A 14,987-nucleotide genomic window follows, 5' to 3' on the forward strand; every position below is an offset into this window, starting at 1 on the left:
TTTTGAGAGTTAAATTTAGAATAAATGGAATCGTTCAAGGAGTAGGATTTAGGCCTACTCTTTATAAATTAGCAAAAAAATTAGCTTTAAAAGGTTATATTTTAAATAGTAGTGATGGAGTTATCTTAGAGATTCAAAAAGAAAATATAAATGTCCAAGAATTTATAAAAATTTTGAAAAACAATTTACCTCCACTTGCAAGAATTGATGAAATTGAATATGAAATTTTAGAAGATGATAATTTTAATGATTTTTATATAAAAGAATCAAAGTTAACTACGAAAACAACTTCAATTTCTCCTGATATTGCCGTTTGTGATGAGTGTCTAAAAGAAATGTTTGATAAAAATAATAGACGATATTTATATCCTTTTATTAATTGTACCAATTGTGGACCTAGATATACAATTATGCAAGATATTCCTTATGATAGGAAGAATACTTCTATGAGCGAATTTCAAATGTGCGAGGAGTGTCAAAAAGAGTATAAAAATCCAGAAAATAGAAGATATCATGCTCAGCCAATTAGTTGTTATGAGTGTGGTCCTAAACTTAATAAAGATATTAAGATTATAGCTAATCAAATTAAAGATGGTAAAATTGTAGCTATTAAAGGGCTTGGGGGATTTCATCTTGTTTGCGATGCTACAAATGAAGAAGCAGTCAAAACATTAAGAAAAAGAAAAAATCGTCCTAAAAAACCTTTTGCTATGATGTTCAAAAATATAGAAACTATTAAAAATTATTGTGAAATAACTGAAATTGATGAAAAGTTAATTTTAAGTAAAGAAAAGCCAATAGTTTTAGTTAAAAAGAAAAAAGAGTTAAAAAGTATTGCTCCCGAAATAAATAAATATGGTGTTTTTTTACCTTATACTCCTATTCATTATTTACTTTTTGAATATTTTGATTTTCCTATAGTTGCTACAAGTGCTAATATCTCAAATGAACCTATCATAATAGATAATAAAGAGTTAAAAGAGAAGTTTGAAAATGTAGTCGATGATGTTTTAGATTATGATAGAAAAATTGTAAATGGATGTGATGATTCTGTAATCCAATCTATAAAAGATAAATATATTACTATGAGATTATCAAGAGGATTTGCCCCTTTTTCGTTTAATATCAAAAAACATATAAAACCAAAAATTTTAGCAGTAGGGGCGAATCAAAAAAGTACAATTAGTTTGGCTTTTGAAAATAAAGTTATATTATCTCCACACATCGGAGATTTAGGAACAATTGGAAGTATAGAATATTTCCAAAGAACGATAGAAACTTTTAGAAGACTTTATTCGTTTGAAGAAGATATAATTATTTGTGATAAACATCCTTATTATGAATCTACGAAATGGGCAAAAGCTCAAAATAAAAAGCTTATAGAAATACAACATCATTATGCTCATAGTTTGGCAGGACTTTTTGAATTTGATTTAGAAAAAGCTCTTGTAATTGCTTGGGATGGAACAGGATATGGGGATGACGGTGCTATTTGGGGTGGAGAAGTTTTTATAGCAGATAGAAGCAGTTACGAAAGAATTCATCATTTTAAATATTTTAAATTAATTGGAACAGAAAAAGCTGTTAAAAATCCGGCCAATATGGCAGTTGGACTATTAAATGATAATTTAGCAAAAAATTATAAAAATTATAAATTAGCTCAAACTCTCAAAAAAGGTTCATTTCCATTAACTTCATCAGTTGGTAGAATTTTTGATATAGTGGCATATTTAGGTGGATATATAGAGAAAAATGAGTATGAAGGTTATAGTGGGATTTTGATTGAGAAATATTATAATTATTCAATAAAAAAGTTTATTGATTTAAAAATAGAAAAAGAGATAAAGTTTTTACCTTTGCTTGAATTTGTAGTACAAAATAGAGGAAATTTCGAGTTAATTTCTTCAGTTTTTTTAAATAGTTTAGCAAATATAATTAAAAAACTTCAAAAAGAGTATGATTTACCAGTGATTGTAACAGGAGGAGTTTTTCAAAATAAAACTCTTTTAACTCTTTTGGATAATGTATATTTCAATCAAAAAATTCCAATTAATGATGGTGGTATAAGTTTAGGGCAAGTTGCTTGGGGAGTTTGGAATTTATAAAATATCTTTTACTTCAATTTTGAACTCATTAAATCTAAATTCTGCTTCTTTTAAATAAAAGATAAAGTTTTCATCTTTTATTCCTTTATATCTTTTTATAAATTGTTCAAAATATTCCCAAAAATCAAGTAATATAATTTGTTCTTTTAGATTTATGATTTGAGTTTGTACAAAAAAAGATTTAATCTCTTCTGAAGTTGAATTTTTATATGTTTGCATATCACTTAGCATTATATTGTAAATTTTATCATCATAATTAATTGTTAAAAAGTTTTTTGCTTTATAAATAGAATTTTTATTTTTTCTAAGACTTTTGGGAATATATAAATATTCATTAAATTCGACAATATTTTTTTTTTCTAAATATTTTTCTTCACAAATATTTATAACTGTTTTTCTAATATTCTTAATTTCTTTTACAACAGTCGCATAAGATATATTATATTTTTGTCCTATTTGTGTGGGAGATAAAAAATCTAAAAAACCTTTTAATATTTTAGCTTTTTTTTCAAGTTTTTTAGGAGAAAATTTTCTTTTACATTTAGCACATTTATAATATCCATTTTTTAATTTGTATAAAACAGAGTGATTACAATAAATACAGCTCAAATTATTCCTTTTTAGTTTTATTATAACACGTTTAGTCCCAAAATTATATAAGAAAAAAGAAAATTTAAGTTTTTTTTAAGTTTTTAAGTTATAATTTAATTACAAAAAAATAAAAGGAGTTTTAAGATGCATATACCTGATGGTTATCTTTCACCTGAAACTTGTGTTGTTACTTATGCTATTGTTGTACCGCTATGGTTTTATGGGTTTAAAAGATTAAAAGAAAAATTAAATGAAGAAACTTTACCAATAGTTTCGGCTTTGAGTGCTTTGAGCTTCATTATAATGATGTTTAATATTCCTATTCCTGGTGGAACAAGTGCACACGCTGTAGGAGCTGTGGCTATTGCCATACTTTTTGGTCCATGGGTTGGATTTGTTTCTGTTTCTTTAGTATTACTTATTCAAGCTGTAGTATTTGGAGATGGTGGAATCAGTACTTGGGCTATGAATTCACTTTCAATGGGATTTGTTGGTAGTTTTGTGGGTTATTATGTATTTAATATGTTAAAAAAATATAAATTTGCCCCATTTGTTGCAGGATATATTGGAATTGTTTGTTCTGCCGCTTTTGTAGGATTAATTCTTGGAATTCAACCAATATTTTGGACTTCAAATGGACATCCTGAATATTTCCCTTTTGGATTAAAAGTAGCTTTACCCGCTATGATAGGAGCTCATTTAATAATAGGATTTGCTGAAGGAATATTAACTCAAATAGTTTATTCTTTACTTGGTAAAAAGACAGAAAGGTTAGCATAATGAAAAAGAAAATATATATATTGTTAGGGATTTTAATTGCATTAGTACCATTAGGACTTTTGACAAGTGCAGATGCTTGGGGTGAGTGGGGTGCTGATTATTATCAAAAAGTATTAGGTTTTGTACCAAATGGTATCCTTAAATTACAAAAAACATTGGATTTTCATCATTTACTTCCTGATTATTCAATGATTGGAGCTAATTCAGTAGTTGGATATTATATATCTGCAATTGTAGGAGTAATTTTAGTTATAGCTATTTATTATTTACTATATTTAACAGTTAAGAGAAAAAAATCTTGAGAGTTTTATTTATTTCAATTTTTTTATTTCTTTTATATATTAAAAGTATAGAATTGATGTTATTATCAATTTTTATTCTTTTTTTAGTTGATATAAAAAATCTTTTTAAGAGAAGTAAAAAAGTATTTGTTTCAATTTTTTTCTTTAATTTAGGAGTTAGTTTAGGTTATGTGTTAATGGCTTATATTAATGGATTTTCTCCATGGAATTACATTATTTATATTAATTTAAAAGTATTTATGCTTACATATTTTGTATTTACATTTTTTGATAAAATTAATGTTATTCAATTCTTTTCTTTTTCAAAAGATTTAACTTATTTACTTACAATGACTTTATCCCAAATTTTTTCCTATAAAAAAACATTTGAAGACTTCAGAATGGCATTTAAATCAAGAGTTGTATCTTTGAGAAATAAAGAAAAAGCATTTATTACAAATACTTTGAAATTCTTTTTTACAAAAGCTTTTAAAGATTCAAAAGAAAAAAGTTTGGCATTAAAAGCAAGAGGATTTTTTAGTGAAAAGGTAAAAAAATGAATGAATTTGTAAATATTGAAAATGGATATTTTTATTATGAGGATAATTTAGCTTTAAATGATATAAACCTAAAAATTAAAGAAAATGAAAAACTTGTTTTACTTGGAAATAATGGAAGTGGAAAATCTACTATTTTAAGGATATTAGCAGGCCTTTATTTTTTAAAAAAAGGTGAGTATATTTTTGAAGAAAAAGTTATAAAAAAAAGAAATATTGATTTGAAATTTAGAAAAAATATAGGGATATTATTTCAAAATCCAGATTCTATGATATTTAATCCAACAGTTTTTGATGAAATTGCTTTTTCACTTAAAGAGTTTGGCTTTGATAATATTGAAGATAGGGTTTTAGAAATAGCAAAAAAATTTGGAATAGAAAAATATTTGAAAAAGTCTCCACTTGAGCTTAGTGGTGGGGAAAAACAAAAAGTTATGCTCTCAGCCATTATGGTTTATGAGCCTAAAATTTTATTGCTTGATGAACCAACGGCTGCGATGGATCCCAAAACTACAGGTTGGTTTATAGATTTTATGTATGAATTAAATCAAACTGTTATTATAGCAACTCATGATTTATCATTAGCTTATGAACTTAGTGATAGAGCAGTTGTAATGAATGAAGAGCATAAAATTATTTATGATAATGATATGGAAGAGCTTATGAAAAATTTAGATATTTTATTAAAAGCAAATCTTATTCATAATCACAAACATAAACATAAAAATTTTGCTCATTCTCATTATCATTTACATTTTTAGTTTTTTTATATAAGAAATTAAAAATTTTAACTCTTTTTAAGAAGATTTTGTGTACAATAAAGTTAGTTAATTAAAAAATAATCATTTATAAGGAGACAAATATGTGTGTAGAATGCGGATGCGGAACTCACGAACACGACCATGAACATAGTCACGAACATAATCATAATCATGGAATAAATGAGGATATTGAAAATAATCCTCAATTAACTCATAAAGTTAAAATAATAGAAAAGATTTTAAGTAAAAATAATCAAATGGCTGATGAAATAAGAGCTGAATTTGATAAGCATAAAGTAACTTGTTTTAATATGATGAGCTCTCCTGGAAGTGGGAAAACTACAACTCTTGAAAATTTAGCTGACAAAGGTCCTTTTAAATTTGGAGTAATTGAAGGGGATTTAGAGACTAGTCGTGACGCTGATAGAATTAGAAATAAAGGAATTTGGTCATTTCAATTACAGACTGGAAGAGCATGTCATTTAGATGCTGGAATGGTAAAAAAAGCAACTCCTCAGTTTCCTTTTGAAGAAAATGAAATAGCATTTATAGAAAATGTAGGAAATTTAGTTTGTCCTGCTAGTTATGATGTAGGAGCGCATTTTAATATGGTATTTGTAAGTGTTCCAGAAGGTGATGATAAAATAGAAAAATATCCTGTAATGTTTAGACAAGCAGATGTTGTAATTATTACTAAATGTGATATGTTACAATTTTTTGATTTCGATATAGATAGAGCAAAAAAAGAAGCAGATAAATTAAAACCAGGAGTTAAAGTAATTTTACTTAACAATAAAACAGGTGTTGGTTTAGATGAAGTAATCGAATGGATGAAAGAAAGAAGAGAAGAACATTTGACAAGTTTAAAGGCCTAATATGTGTTTAGCAATTCCAAGTAAAATTATAAAAATAGATGAAAATAATATGGCTGAGGTTGATACATTAGGAGTAACAAGAAAAGTAAGTTTAGATTTGATGAATGAAGAAGTAAAAGAGGGTGATTATATTTTAATTCATGTAGGTTACGCAATGGGAAAAATAGATGAAAAATTTGCCCTTGAAAGTATAGAAATTTATAAAATGTTAGCTGAGGGTGCTATGCAAGAAGAGTATGCAATAGATCCTGAAAGGCTGAGAAAAGAAGATGGGCCTTTGCTTTATACACCAAAGGAAGATAATGAATAATGATTTAACTTTAAAAGATTTATATTTTAAGTTTAGAGACCCTGGGACAATAAAAGCTTTGGCAAAAGAAATACATAAACTCTCAGAAAAGCTTGATGATCCTATGAGAGTTATGGAAATTTGCGGGGGTCATACTCATACTATTATGAAATATGGTATCAAACAACTTATGCCTAAAAATATAGAATTTATTCATGGACCTGGATGTCCTGTTTGTATTATGCCAAAAGAGAGAATAGATCATGCTATAACTTTGGCTAAACAAAAAGATGTAATTTTAGCGACACTTGGAGATATGATTAGAGTTCCTGGAAGTGAAGGCTCTCTTGCAAAAGTAAGAGCTGAAGGTACTGATGTAAGGCCTCTTCATTCTACTTTTGATGTATTAGATATTGCAAAAAAAAATCCAGATAAAAAAGTAGTATTTTTTGCTATAGGGTTTGAGACAACAACTCCCATGACTGCAGCACTTATGAAAAAAGCTTTAGGTGAAGGAATTACAAATATTTATTATCACTTAAATCATGTTTTAGTTCCGCCTCCAATAAGAGCTATTATGAATAGCGGAGAAGCTAGAATAAATGCTTTTATAGGGCCTAGTAATGTAAGTGTAATTACAGGTGCAAAAAATTATGAATTTTTAGTAGAGGAATATAATACACCTGTAGTTATAGCGGGATTTGAACCAGTAGATGTAATGGAATCTCTTTTAATGCTAGTTAAACAAAAAATTGAAAAGAAACCAAGAGTAGAGATTCAATATACAAGAGCAGCTACATATGAAGGAAATGTTGTAGCACAAAATTTAATCAATGAATTTATGGAAGTGCGGAGACTCATTTAGATGGAGAGGACTTGGGGATATTCCGAAATCTGCACTTAAATTAAAAGATGAATATGCAATGTATGATGCTGAAAAAATATTTGCAGATGTATTACCAAATAAACCAATAGATGACCATAAATTATGTATTTGTGGGAAAATTTTGAGAGGACTTGCAACACCAACTGATTGTAAACTTTTTGGAAAAGCTTGTACTCCTTCAAGTCCTTATGGTAGTTGTATGGTAAGTGATGAAGGTGCTTGTAATGCTTATTATAGATATGCAAAATAAATGGCAAAAAAACGAAAAAAACAAGAAGATAAAATCGCAAAAGTAAATAAGTTGCAAGAGTATAAAAATGGAAGAAAATGGTTTTGGTGGGAAGGTAATGTCTTGGTTTTTAATATTCTTGGTAAGCCATCTTCTAAGGTAACAAAAATAGGTAAGCCTCTAAGAAATCAATTGAGAATATCTGTAGCTTCTGCTCCAATAAATGGGAAAGCAACTGATTATTTAGTTAAATTTTTAGCAGGTGAATTTGGTGTTAAAGTTAAAGATATTGAGGTTGTCTTTGGACGAATGAATGTAAATAAACAATTAAAAGTCACTAATCCAAAGAAACTTCCAAGTGTGTTTAAATAATTTATGTTATGTATTGTTGAAAAAGACAATAAAAATAAAATACAAAGGAAAATTATGAGTATAACATTAGCGTATGGTGGTGGTGGAGAAGAAACTAACAGACTTATAAATGATTTATTTTATAAATATTTTGATAATGAAATTTTAACAAGTGCAGAAGATGCAGCAGTTGTGGAGTTAAAAGGAAAAACAGCTTTTACTACTGATTCTTTTACTGTGTCACCTTTGTTTTTTAATGGTGGAAATATTGGAAAATTAGCTATAGCAGGAACTTGTAATGATTTATCAATGATGGGTGCAAAACCTACATTTTTAAGTTGCGGATTTATGATTGAAGAGGGATTAAGTTTTAAAGAGCTTGAAGAAATTGTAAAAACTATGAGCAATGAATTAAATAAAGTTGGAGCAAAAATCGTATGTGGGGATACAAAAGTAGTTCCCAAAGGAAGTGTTGATAAAATTTTTATTAATACAAGTGGAATTGGAGAAATTCAAAAAGATAATATTTCTGCTCATAATTTGGAAATAGGGGATATTGTCTTAGTTAATGGGGATATAGGAAGACATGGAAGTATAGTTATGGCAAATAGATATGATGTTGAGACAGAAGCTACAACTGATTGTAAAGTTTTATGGGATGAAGTGAATGCTTTGATTGAATCAGGTATTAATATTAAAGCCCTAAGAGATGCTACAAGAGGTGGAATCAGTGCAGTACTAAATGAATGGGTGAAAGCCAGTGATGTTGGAATTGATATAAATGAAGAAAATTTACCTATTAGTGATGAAGTAGTTGGGCTTTGTGAAATTTTTGGATTTGAACCTATGGACTTAGCGAATGAAGGTACTTTTATTGTAGCAGTTGATAAAAATGATAGTGAAAAAGCACTTGAAGTATTAAAAAAATTCAATCAAAATGCTAATATTATTGGAAAAGTTACTGATACTAAAAAAGTTGTTTTGAATAGTTCTTATGGAACAAAAAGATATATTGAACTTCCTAAAGGAGAATTGTTACCAAGAATTTGTTAAAAATTTTTATTGATAATTCAAAAATATTATATATATTTTTTCATAGCACTTTGTGCTTCTCTTTTGAGAGTTTTTTCTTTTAAGGCTTGTCTTTTATCGTGAAGTTGTTTTCCTTTTGCTATAGCGACAGTTAATTTAGCTTTGTTTTTGTGATTGAAGTGTAAATTAATAGGAATTAATGAATATCCTCTTTCACTTGTCGCCCCTACTAATTTTCCAATCTCTTTTTTATGAAGTAATAATTTTTTAGGTCTTGTTTCATCATGTCTATAATGAGCATTTGTAGTTTCTAGATTGGAAATGTGTCCTTGCATCCACCAAGCTTCCCCATTATTGATTTTTACATAGCTATCTTTTAGATTTATTCTCCCCATTCTAAGAGCTTTTACTTCACTTCCCAAAAGCTCAATTCCCGCTTCATATTTTTCTAAAATTTCATAATCGTGAAAAGCTTTTCTATTTCTTGCTACTATTTTCATTTTGTTCCTTTAAAAAGCGTTCCATTTTTGTGAATGCCATCAATTAAGAATGATTTTATATCACTTAAATCAAAACCACTTGTTAAAAACATATTTTTATCTTTTTGCATTAGAAATTCAGCAGCTTTTAGTTTGGTAACAATTCCACCTGTTGCAAATTTATCATTTGGATTACAAGGAGTTTGCATAAGTCTTTCATCAATTTTGGTAACTATTTTTAATAATCTTGCATTTGGATTTTCTTTTGGATTTGAGTCGTAAAGACCATCAATATCGCTTAAAATAACTAATAAATCTGCATCAAAATAGTGAGAAACATATGCGCTTAGTTGATCATTATCCCCAAAAACTATTTCTTCTATGGAAACTGCATCGTTTTCGTTTATAATAGGAATTACTTTATTATCAAGTAAAACTTCTATCATATTTTTAGCATTTTTTGTTCTTTTTCTACTATCAAAATCTTGAGCAGTTAGTAAAACTTGTGCTACTACTTGATGATATTTTTCAAATCTGATTTTATATTCTTTCATGAGTAGCGGTTGTCCAATAGAGGCAAGTGCTTGTTTGTTTGATATATTATTTTTATCAAGTTTACATTTTGTATATCCAGCACCTACTGCACCACTTGAAACTAAAATTACTTCATTGTTTTTATTTAGAGTAGAAAGAAATTCCACCAAATTATCTATTCTAGTGGAAAGTTTTTCATTTTGATATAAAGTTGCTGTACCTACTTTAATTACTATTCGCATTCCTATTTTCCTTAACAATATCAAATAAAGCCCATTTAAGTGGTTCTATATTATAGTGAGTTACAGATGAAATTGGAATGATAAATTCTGGATTCTCTCCAAAATAGTTAGCCAAATCTGTATTAAGTCCATATTTAGATGAATTTGTTGGTTTGATATTCATTTTTTCAAAAAACTCATCTGCCATTTCGGCAATTGTTACATCTGCTTTTGTAAGAGCTATTGCAAATTTTCTTTTTGATAAAACTTCTGAGTATTTTTTTACCTCTTTTTGTAGAGTTTTAAACTGAGTTACAGGGTCTCTATAATTTGCTAAATCTATCATATAAAGAAGTATTTGAGTTCTTTCTATATGTCTTAGAAACTCAATTCCAAGCCCTTTTCCTTCACTTGCATTTTCTATAATTCCTGGAATATCAGCCATTACGAAACTTTCATAATCTCCAACTTTTACAACTCCAAGTTTAGGAGTAATAGTTGTAAATTCATAGTTAGCTATTTCAGGTTCTGCATTTGAAATAGTTGAAATAAGTGTTGATTTTCCTACATTTGGAAATCCTACAAGTCCCACATCTGCAATTAATTTAAGTTCTAGCCTTAATTCTTTTGTAACTCCAGGCAGTCCCGGTTGGGCATAACTCGGTCTTTGGTTAGTGGCACTTTTGAAATGTACATTTCCAAGTCCCCCTTTACCACCTTCAAGAAGTTTAATCTTTTGACCATCTTCATTCATATCAGCTAGAAGTTCACCAGTTTCCTCGTCAAATATTTGAGTTCCAGGCGGTACGATGATATAAGCATCTTCGCCACCTTTTCCATAACAATTTCTACCTTTTCCAGGATTTCCATTTTTTGCTTTTATGTGTCTAGTTCCAGTGAAATGTGATAAAGTATGGCTATTTTTATCTGCTAAGATATAAACATCTCCACCTTTTCCACCATTTCCACCATCGGGTCCACCTTTGATGATGAATTTTTCTCTATGAAAAGAAGCACATCCAGCACCACCTTTTCCACTTGTTGCTTTTATTTTTACATTATCTACGAACATTAATTACCTTTATTTGAAATTTATAAATTATTTTAAAATATATTTAAAAAGTATAAACTTTAAAATAATAAACATTAAGAATTATAACATAAATTAGGGGATTTTTTTGAGAGTCTCCGTAGAGAAGAGGGAAAATTATTTTTCAGAATAAACTGAAACTTTTTTTCTTGTTTTATCTTTAATTTCGAATTTTACAAATCCATCAGTTAAAGCAAAAATTGTATGATCTTTTCCAAGTCCTACATTATTTCCAGCATGAACTTTTGTTCCTCTTTGTCTGATAATAATATTACCAGCTCTTACAAATTCACCACCAAATTTTTTTACGCCTAATCTTCTACCAGCTGAGTCTCTATTGTTTTGAGTAGATCCCTGTCCTTTTTTATGAGCCATATCAGTCTCCTTTACGCTTCAATTTTAGTAATTCTAACTCTTGTGAAGTCTCTTCTGAAACCTCTTTTTTTCTTAGAATCTTTTCTTCTTCTTTTTTTGAAGATTATAACTTTTTCTCCTCTACCTTCATTGATTACTTCAGCTTTCACTTTAGCATTTTCAACTAACGGAGTTCCTATTTTTACATCACCATTATTATCTAGTAGTAAAACATCAAGTTCAATTTCAGATTTTGGTTCTAAATTCATTTTATCAAATAGTAAAATATCACCTTCTTGAACCTTATATTGTTTTCCACCATTTTTTACGATAGCATACATTTTATATCACCTTTGAAGTGGTTTGTTTTTTTAGTGTGGTATTTTATCAAAATAAAGTTTAAATTAAGCTTAAATTAAGTTAAAACATTAAATATTTGTATTTAAAATTTTTTCCAGAATTCTTTACTAAACAATATTATAAAAGTATAAAATTCCAATCTTCCAATTATCATAAAAATAGCCAATACAATTTTATCTGTTGGATTGAAGAGGCTAAAGTTTTGAGCTGGCCCTACTAATGAAAATCCTGGCCCTATATTACCTATACAAGCTATACTAGCACTAAATGCAGTTAAAAAATCATATCCTTGTGCATATAAAAATAAGCTTAAGCCTAAATTTGTAAAAATAAATAATAAAAAGAAGCCACTAATATTATTTAAAATTGAATTAGTAATTTTAGTTTTATCAATATAAATGTCTATTATTGCATTTGGATGAAGTATTTTTTTTATTTGAATATTTAAATTTTTAAATAAAACTATATATCTTATGACTTTCATACCTCCAGCTGTACTTCCTGTAGTCCCACCACTAAACATAGCTATAAAAATAATTGCAATTGCAGCAGTACACCATTTTCCATAATCAACTGAATCATATCCAGTTGTTGTAAGAATTGAAGAAATTGTAAAACAGGAATGAGTTAATGAATAAAAAAATGTGTCATGAGAATGAAAAAAATGAACTAATGTTAAAGATAATGATAAAATAGTAAAAATAATTATATACCATTTAATTTCTTCAATCTTATAATCACTAGCACTTTTATAAAAAAATAACTTTAAATGAGCAATAAAATTCATTCCAGATAATAACATAAAAATAGTTGTGGTCCATATGATTAGAGTATTGTTATCCCAATAGCCTATAGAACTGTTTTTTGTAGAAAAACCACCTGTAGATATTGTAGTAAATGAATGATTTATAGCATCAAAAAAATTCATACCTTCAATATGTAATAATACCATATCTACAAAAGTTAAAATAAAATATATTCCCCAAAGTCTAAGTGCTGTATCTTTTATTTTTGGAGTTAATTTATCCATTTTTATTCCTGTGGATTCTGCTTTGAAAAGAGTAAGAGAACCACTTGGATTAATAAAAGGTAATAATCCGACACTTAATACAACTATACCAACACCCCCAAGCCAATTCATCAAACTTCTTAGCATCAAAGTTGTATGAGATAAATCTTCGACATTGTTATATATTGTAGCTCCTGTTGTGGTAAATCCGCTAACTGCTTCAAAAAATCCATCATAAAAATTTATATTTGATGTTAAACATAAAGAAATACCTCCAATAATTCCCAATAAAATCCATACTAAATTAACTATAAGAATAGATTCTTTAATAGTCATTTTAATATGATGATTTAATAATAACAAAAAAATTGTAAAATTTATTACAAAAAAACTAATATCAAATATTAAAAGATTTTTAATATTGTCATGATAATATAATCCAGTAAATAAAGGAATAAGAAAAAATAATGAAATACTAATTCCAATTGTACTTATAAATTTACTAATATTTTTTAAAGATTGAAAATCCATTCTTTTATTGTTCCTTCTAATAATGATTTAGCAAATATTACTATTAAATCATCATTTTGTAAAATTATTTCTGTATCAAAACTATATATTTCATTGTTTCTTATATAAAAAGAAATTAAATCTTCATTTTTAAGAGGTTTTATAGTTTTATCTATTAGCATAGAATATGCAGAAATTTTTCTGATGAAAACTACCCCTTCTCCACCACAAAAATGTTTTTCAGTAATAATATTGTTAGTAGCAATTTGTTCAAGAATTGCATAATAAGCATTAATTTTGGGACCTCTAACAATAGTAATACCAAAATTATGTAAAAGATTATAATATTCAAGATTATTATTAATAGTAATAATCTTTTTAATTCCATTTTCTTTTGCTTCTAATGCTTTTACAATATTTTTTTCTTCATTATTGCTTGTTATAATAAACATATCAGAATTTTTAAGATTTTCTTCTTTATAAAGGATATCATTTAGGAATTTTTCATTAATTATTGTTACTTCATTTTGTAATATTTCAGATGCTTTTTTACATAATTTTATATCTTCTTCTATAATTTTTATTTGATTGTTTTTATTTAATAAAAGCATTTTTGCAATTTCAATTCCCAATAAATCTGCACCTAAAATAGTAATTTTTTGCGTTTCATTTATAGGGTCTTTATTTATTATAGAACAAATGTTTTTTATAGTGTCAATATCTCCAAATACATAAACTAAATCATTTTTTTGCAATATTTTATCTTTATTTGCAATAAAAAATTCTTTATTTCTTTCTATTCCTACAATAATTAGTTTTTCATTTTCCAAATTTTGTATATCTATATCTTCTTTTATTACTATTGATACAAGTTTAAAATCTGTAAATAAAAAATTTTTTAAATTATTAGCCTTTGGAAATTCTAATAGTGATTTAACAGAATTTGCAGTTTCAATAATTGGAAATACTGAATAATCAATATTTAATTTTTTTATAACTGAACTTTTTTTAAAATATTGATTTCTAAGTCTAATAATTTTTTTTTCAACATGAATAACATCATCAATAATTACACTTGATAATATATTTGCATCGTCACTATCAGTTACAGCTATAAATATATCAAAATTTTTATCTAGTAATGTTTTAAAAGTTTCAGGATTTTTAATATCTCCAATTATTGGCATAATGTCTATAGTTTCTTGTAATTTATTTAAAGCTTCTTTATTAATATCAATTACAAAAATATTATTATTTATTGATAAAGTTTTAGCTAATCTATATCCAACTTTACCAACTCCAGCAATGATTATATTCATTATTTATTTGTAAAAGCTATACACTCTATTTCTACAAGAGCATTTTTTGGTAAAGTTTTTACAGCAACTGTACTTCTTGCTGGTTTATGTGAAAAATATTCTCCATAAACTATATTTAAATCATTAAAATCATTCATATTTGCCAAAAATATTGTAGTTTTTACTACATTTTGCATACTTACACCTGCTTCTTCCAATACAGCTTTTAAATTTTCACATACTTGTTTTGTTTGAGCTGTTATATTTCCATCTAGAAATTCTCCATTTGGAGTAAGTGCGATTTGTCCTGAAGTATAAATAAAGTTATTGATTTTTATAGCTTGTGAATATGGCCCTATTGCTTGAGGGGCATTTGTAGTATAAATTTTTTTCAT

At 27.1% G+C, this 14,987-nt stretch carries 18 protein-coding genes and 1 pseudogene; 10 read left to right on the forward strand and 9 right to left on the reverse strand.

All coding sequences use genetic code 11. The features are described from left to right. Positions 1-2: 2 nt before the first annotated feature. The gene (gene hypF / locus ACZ5OA_RS01490) at positions 3-2,105 is read left to right on the forward strand and encodes a carbamoyltransferase HypF (protein ID WP_464907759.1); all 2,103 of its coding nucleotides are present in this window, start codon (positions 3-5) and stop codon (positions 2,103-2,105) included. Here the strand turns inward: hypF and ACZ5OA_RS01495 are convergent. Then, the gene (locus ACZ5OA_RS01495) at positions 2,100-2,714 is read right to left on the reverse strand and encodes a hypothetical protein (protein ID WP_464907760.1); all 615 of its coding nucleotides are present in this window, start codon (positions 2,712-2,714) and stop codon (positions 2,100-2,102) included. The genes hypF and ACZ5OA_RS01495 overlap by 6 nt on opposite strands. A 126-nt stretch (positions 2,715-2,840) precedes the next feature. On the opposite strand from ACZ5OA_RS01495, the gene cbiM reads away from it, so the two are divergent. The 9 genes and pseudogenes from cbiM to hypE all read left to right on the forward strand — a co-directional run bounded on the left by cbiM (position 2,841) and on the right by hypE (position 8,758). Beyond that, the gene (gene cbiM / locus ACZ5OA_RS01500; protein WP_464907761.1) at positions 2,841-3,476 is read left to right on the forward strand and encodes a cobalt transporter CbiM; all 636 of its coding nucleotides are present in this window, start codon (positions 2,841-2,843) and stop codon (positions 3,474-3,476) included. After that, positions 3,476-3,778, forward strand: a complete 303-nt coding sequence (locus ACZ5OA_RS01505) for a PDGLE domain-containing protein (RefSeq protein ID WP_464907762.1) — start codon at positions 3,476-3,478, stop codon at positions 3,776-3,778. Before cbiM ends, ACZ5OA_RS01505 begins: the two co-directional genes overlap by 1 nt. Positions 3,779-3,834: 56 nt before the next feature. Next, positions 3,835-4,317 carry an energy-coupling factor transporter transmembrane component T family protein gene (locus tag ACZ5OA_RS01510; RefSeq protein WP_464907763.1) on the forward strand — a complete coding sequence of 161 codons (483 nt, stop codon included), beginning with the start codon at positions 3,835-3,837 and terminating at the stop codon, positions 4,315-4,317. Further along, positions 4,314-5,075, forward strand: coding sequence for an energy-coupling factor ABC transporter ATP-binding protein (locus ACZ5OA_RS01515; protein ID WP_464907764.1), 762 nt, complete (start codon positions 4,314-4,316; stop codon positions 5,073-5,075). The genes ACZ5OA_RS01510 and ACZ5OA_RS01515 overlap by 4 nt, the downstream gene beginning before the upstream one ends. A gap of 101 nt (positions 5,076-5,176) precedes the next feature. Then, on the forward strand, positions 5,177-5,950 hold the full coding sequence (hypB, locus tag ACZ5OA_RS01520; protein ID WP_464907765.1) for a hydrogenase nickel incorporation protein HypB: 774 nt from the start codon (positions 5,177-5,179) through the stop codon (positions 5,948-5,950). A 1-nt stretch (position 5,951) separates the two neighbouring features. Further along, complete coding sequence (locus ACZ5OA_RS01525; RefSeq protein ID WP_464907766.1) at positions 5,952-6,260, forward strand: HypC/HybG/HupF family hydrogenase formation chaperone; 309 nt, start codon at positions 5,952-5,954, stop codon at positions 6,258-6,260. Beyond that, a pseudogene (gene hypD / locus ACZ5OA_RS01530) lies at positions 6,253-7,375 on the forward strand (hydrogenase formation protein HypD). Before ACZ5OA_RS01525 ends, hypD begins: the two are co-directional and overlap by 8 nt. Further along, positions 7,376-7,726, forward strand: a complete 351-nt coding sequence (locus tag ACZ5OA_RS01535) for a DUF167 domain-containing protein (RefSeq protein ID WP_464907767.1) — start codon at positions 7,376-7,378, stop codon at positions 7,724-7,726. A gap of 54 nt (positions 7,727-7,780) precedes the next feature. Next, on the forward strand, positions 7,781-8,758 hold the full coding sequence (gene hypE, locus ACZ5OA_RS01540) for a hydrogenase expression/formation protein HypE (protein ID WP_464907768.1): 978 nt from the start codon (positions 7,781-7,783) through the stop codon (positions 8,756-8,758). Between the two features lie 26 nt (positions 8,759-8,784). Here hypE and smpB read toward each other — a convergent pair whose 3' ends face one another. From smpB to ACZ5OA_RS01580, 8 genes are all read right to left on the reverse strand, one after another. Beyond that, complete coding sequence (smpB, locus tag ACZ5OA_RS01545) at positions 8,785-9,237, reverse strand: SsrA-binding protein SmpB (protein ID WP_464907769.1); 453 nt, start codon at positions 9,235-9,237, stop codon at positions 8,785-8,787. Then, entirely contained in the window at positions 9,234-9,992 is a 759-nt protein-coding gene (proB, locus tag ACZ5OA_RS01550) for a glutamate 5-kinase (RefSeq protein WP_464907770.1), read from the reverse strand. Before proB ends, smpB begins: the two co-directional genes overlap by 4 nt. Further along, positions 9,976-11,043 carry a GTPase ObgE gene (gene obgE / locus ACZ5OA_RS01555; protein ID WP_464907771.1) on the reverse strand — a complete coding sequence of 356 codons (1,068 nt, stop codon included), beginning with the start codon at positions 11,041-11,043 and terminating at the stop codon, positions 9,976-9,978. Before obgE ends, proB begins: the two co-directional genes overlap by 17 nt. A 135-nt stretch (positions 11,044-11,178) precedes the next feature. Further along, the gene (gene rpmA, locus ACZ5OA_RS01560; protein ID WP_464907772.1) at positions 11,179-11,436 is read right to left on the reverse strand and encodes a 50S ribosomal protein L27; all 258 of its coding nucleotides are present in this window, start codon (positions 11,434-11,436) and stop codon (positions 11,179-11,181) included. Positions 11,437-11,447: 11 nt separating this feature from the next. Beyond that, on the reverse strand, positions 11,448-11,756 hold the full coding sequence (gene rplU / locus ACZ5OA_RS01565) for a 50S ribosomal protein L21 (protein WP_464907773.1): 309 nt from the start codon (positions 11,754-11,756) through the stop codon (positions 11,448-11,450). Positions 11,757-11,857: 101 nt separating this feature from the next. Next, positions 11,858-13,315, reverse strand: a complete 1,458-nt coding sequence (locus ACZ5OA_RS01570) for a TrkH family potassium uptake protein (protein WP_464907774.1) — start codon at positions 13,313-13,315, stop codon at positions 11,858-11,860. After that, positions 13,297-14,613 carry an NAD-binding protein gene (locus ACZ5OA_RS01575; protein ID WP_464907775.1) on the reverse strand — a complete coding sequence of 439 codons (1,317 nt, stop codon included), beginning with the start codon at positions 14,611-14,613 and terminating at the stop codon, positions 13,297-13,299. The genes ACZ5OA_RS01570 and ACZ5OA_RS01575 overlap by 19 nt, the downstream gene beginning before the upstream one ends. Continuing rightward, positions 14,613-14,987: a RidA family protein gene (locus ACZ5OA_RS01580; protein WP_464907776.1), complete on the reverse strand. Its 375-nt coding sequence runs from the start codon at positions 14,985-14,987 to the stop codon at positions 14,613-14,615. Before ACZ5OA_RS01580 ends, ACZ5OA_RS01575 begins: the two co-directional genes overlap by 1 nt.

Source organism: Thioreductor micantisoli, assembly GCF_055392745.1.

Excerpts from the sequence above, each read along its gene's own strand:
- cbiM (WP_464907761.1), top strand. The coding sequence starts at position 2,841 with ATGCATATACCTGATGGTTATCTTTCACCTGAAACTTGTGTTGTTACT.
- ACZ5OA_RS01505 (WP_464907762.1), top strand. The coding sequence starts at position 3,476 with ATGAAAAAGAAAATATATATATTGTTAGGGATTTTAATTGCATTAGTA.
- ACZ5OA_RS01510 (WP_464907763.1), top strand. The coding sequence starts at position 3,835 with ATGTTATTATCAATTTTTATTCTTTTTTTAGTTGATATAAAAAATCTT.
- ACZ5OA_RS01515 (WP_464907764.1), top strand. The coding sequence starts at position 4,314 with ATGAATGAATTTGTAAATATTGAAAATGGATATTTTTATTATGAGGAT.
- hypB (WP_464907765.1), top strand. The coding sequence starts at position 5,177 with ATGTGTGTAGAATGCGGATGCGGAACTCACGAACACGACCATGAACAT.
- ACZ5OA_RS01525 (WP_464907766.1), top strand. The coding sequence starts at position 5,952 with ATGTGTTTAGCAATTCCAAGTAAAATTATAAAAATAGATGAAAATAAT.
- ACZ5OA_RS01535 (WP_464907767.1), top strand. The coding sequence starts at position 7,376 with ATGGCAAAAAAACGAAAAAAACAAGAAGATAAAATCGCAAAAGTAAAT.
- hypE (WP_464907768.1), top strand. The coding sequence starts at position 7,781 with ATGAGTATAACATTAGCGTATGGTGGTGGTGGAGAAGAAACTAACAGA.
- smpB (WP_464907769.1), bottom strand. The coding sequence starts at position 9,237 with ATGAAAATAGTAGCAAGAAATAGAAAAGCTTTTCACGATTATGAAATT.
- proB (WP_464907770.1), bottom strand. The coding sequence starts at position 9,992 with ATGCGAATAGTAATTAAAGTAGGTACAGCAACTTTATATCAAAATGAA.
- obgE (WP_464907771.1), bottom strand. The coding sequence starts at position 11,043 with ATGTTCGTAGATAATGTAAAAATAAAAGCAACAAGTGGAAAAGGTGGT.
- rpmA (WP_464907772.1), bottom strand. The coding sequence starts at position 11,436 with ATGGCTCATAAAAAAGGACAGGGATCTACTCAAAACAATAGAGACTCA.
- rplU (WP_464907773.1), bottom strand. The coding sequence starts at position 11,756 with ATGTATGCTATCGTAAAAAATGGTGGAAAACAATATAAGGTTCAAGAA.
- ACZ5OA_RS01570 (WP_464907774.1), bottom strand. The coding sequence starts at position 13,315 with ATGGATTTTCAATCTTTAAAAAATATTAGTAAATTTATAAGTACAATT.
- ACZ5OA_RS01575 (WP_464907775.1), bottom strand. The coding sequence starts at position 14,613 with ATGAATATAATCATTGCTGGAGTTGGTAAAGTTGGATATAGATTAGCT.
- ACZ5OA_RS01580 (WP_464907776.1), bottom strand. The coding sequence starts at position 14,987 with ATGAAAAAAATTTATACTACAAATGCCCCTCAAGCAATAGGGCCATAT.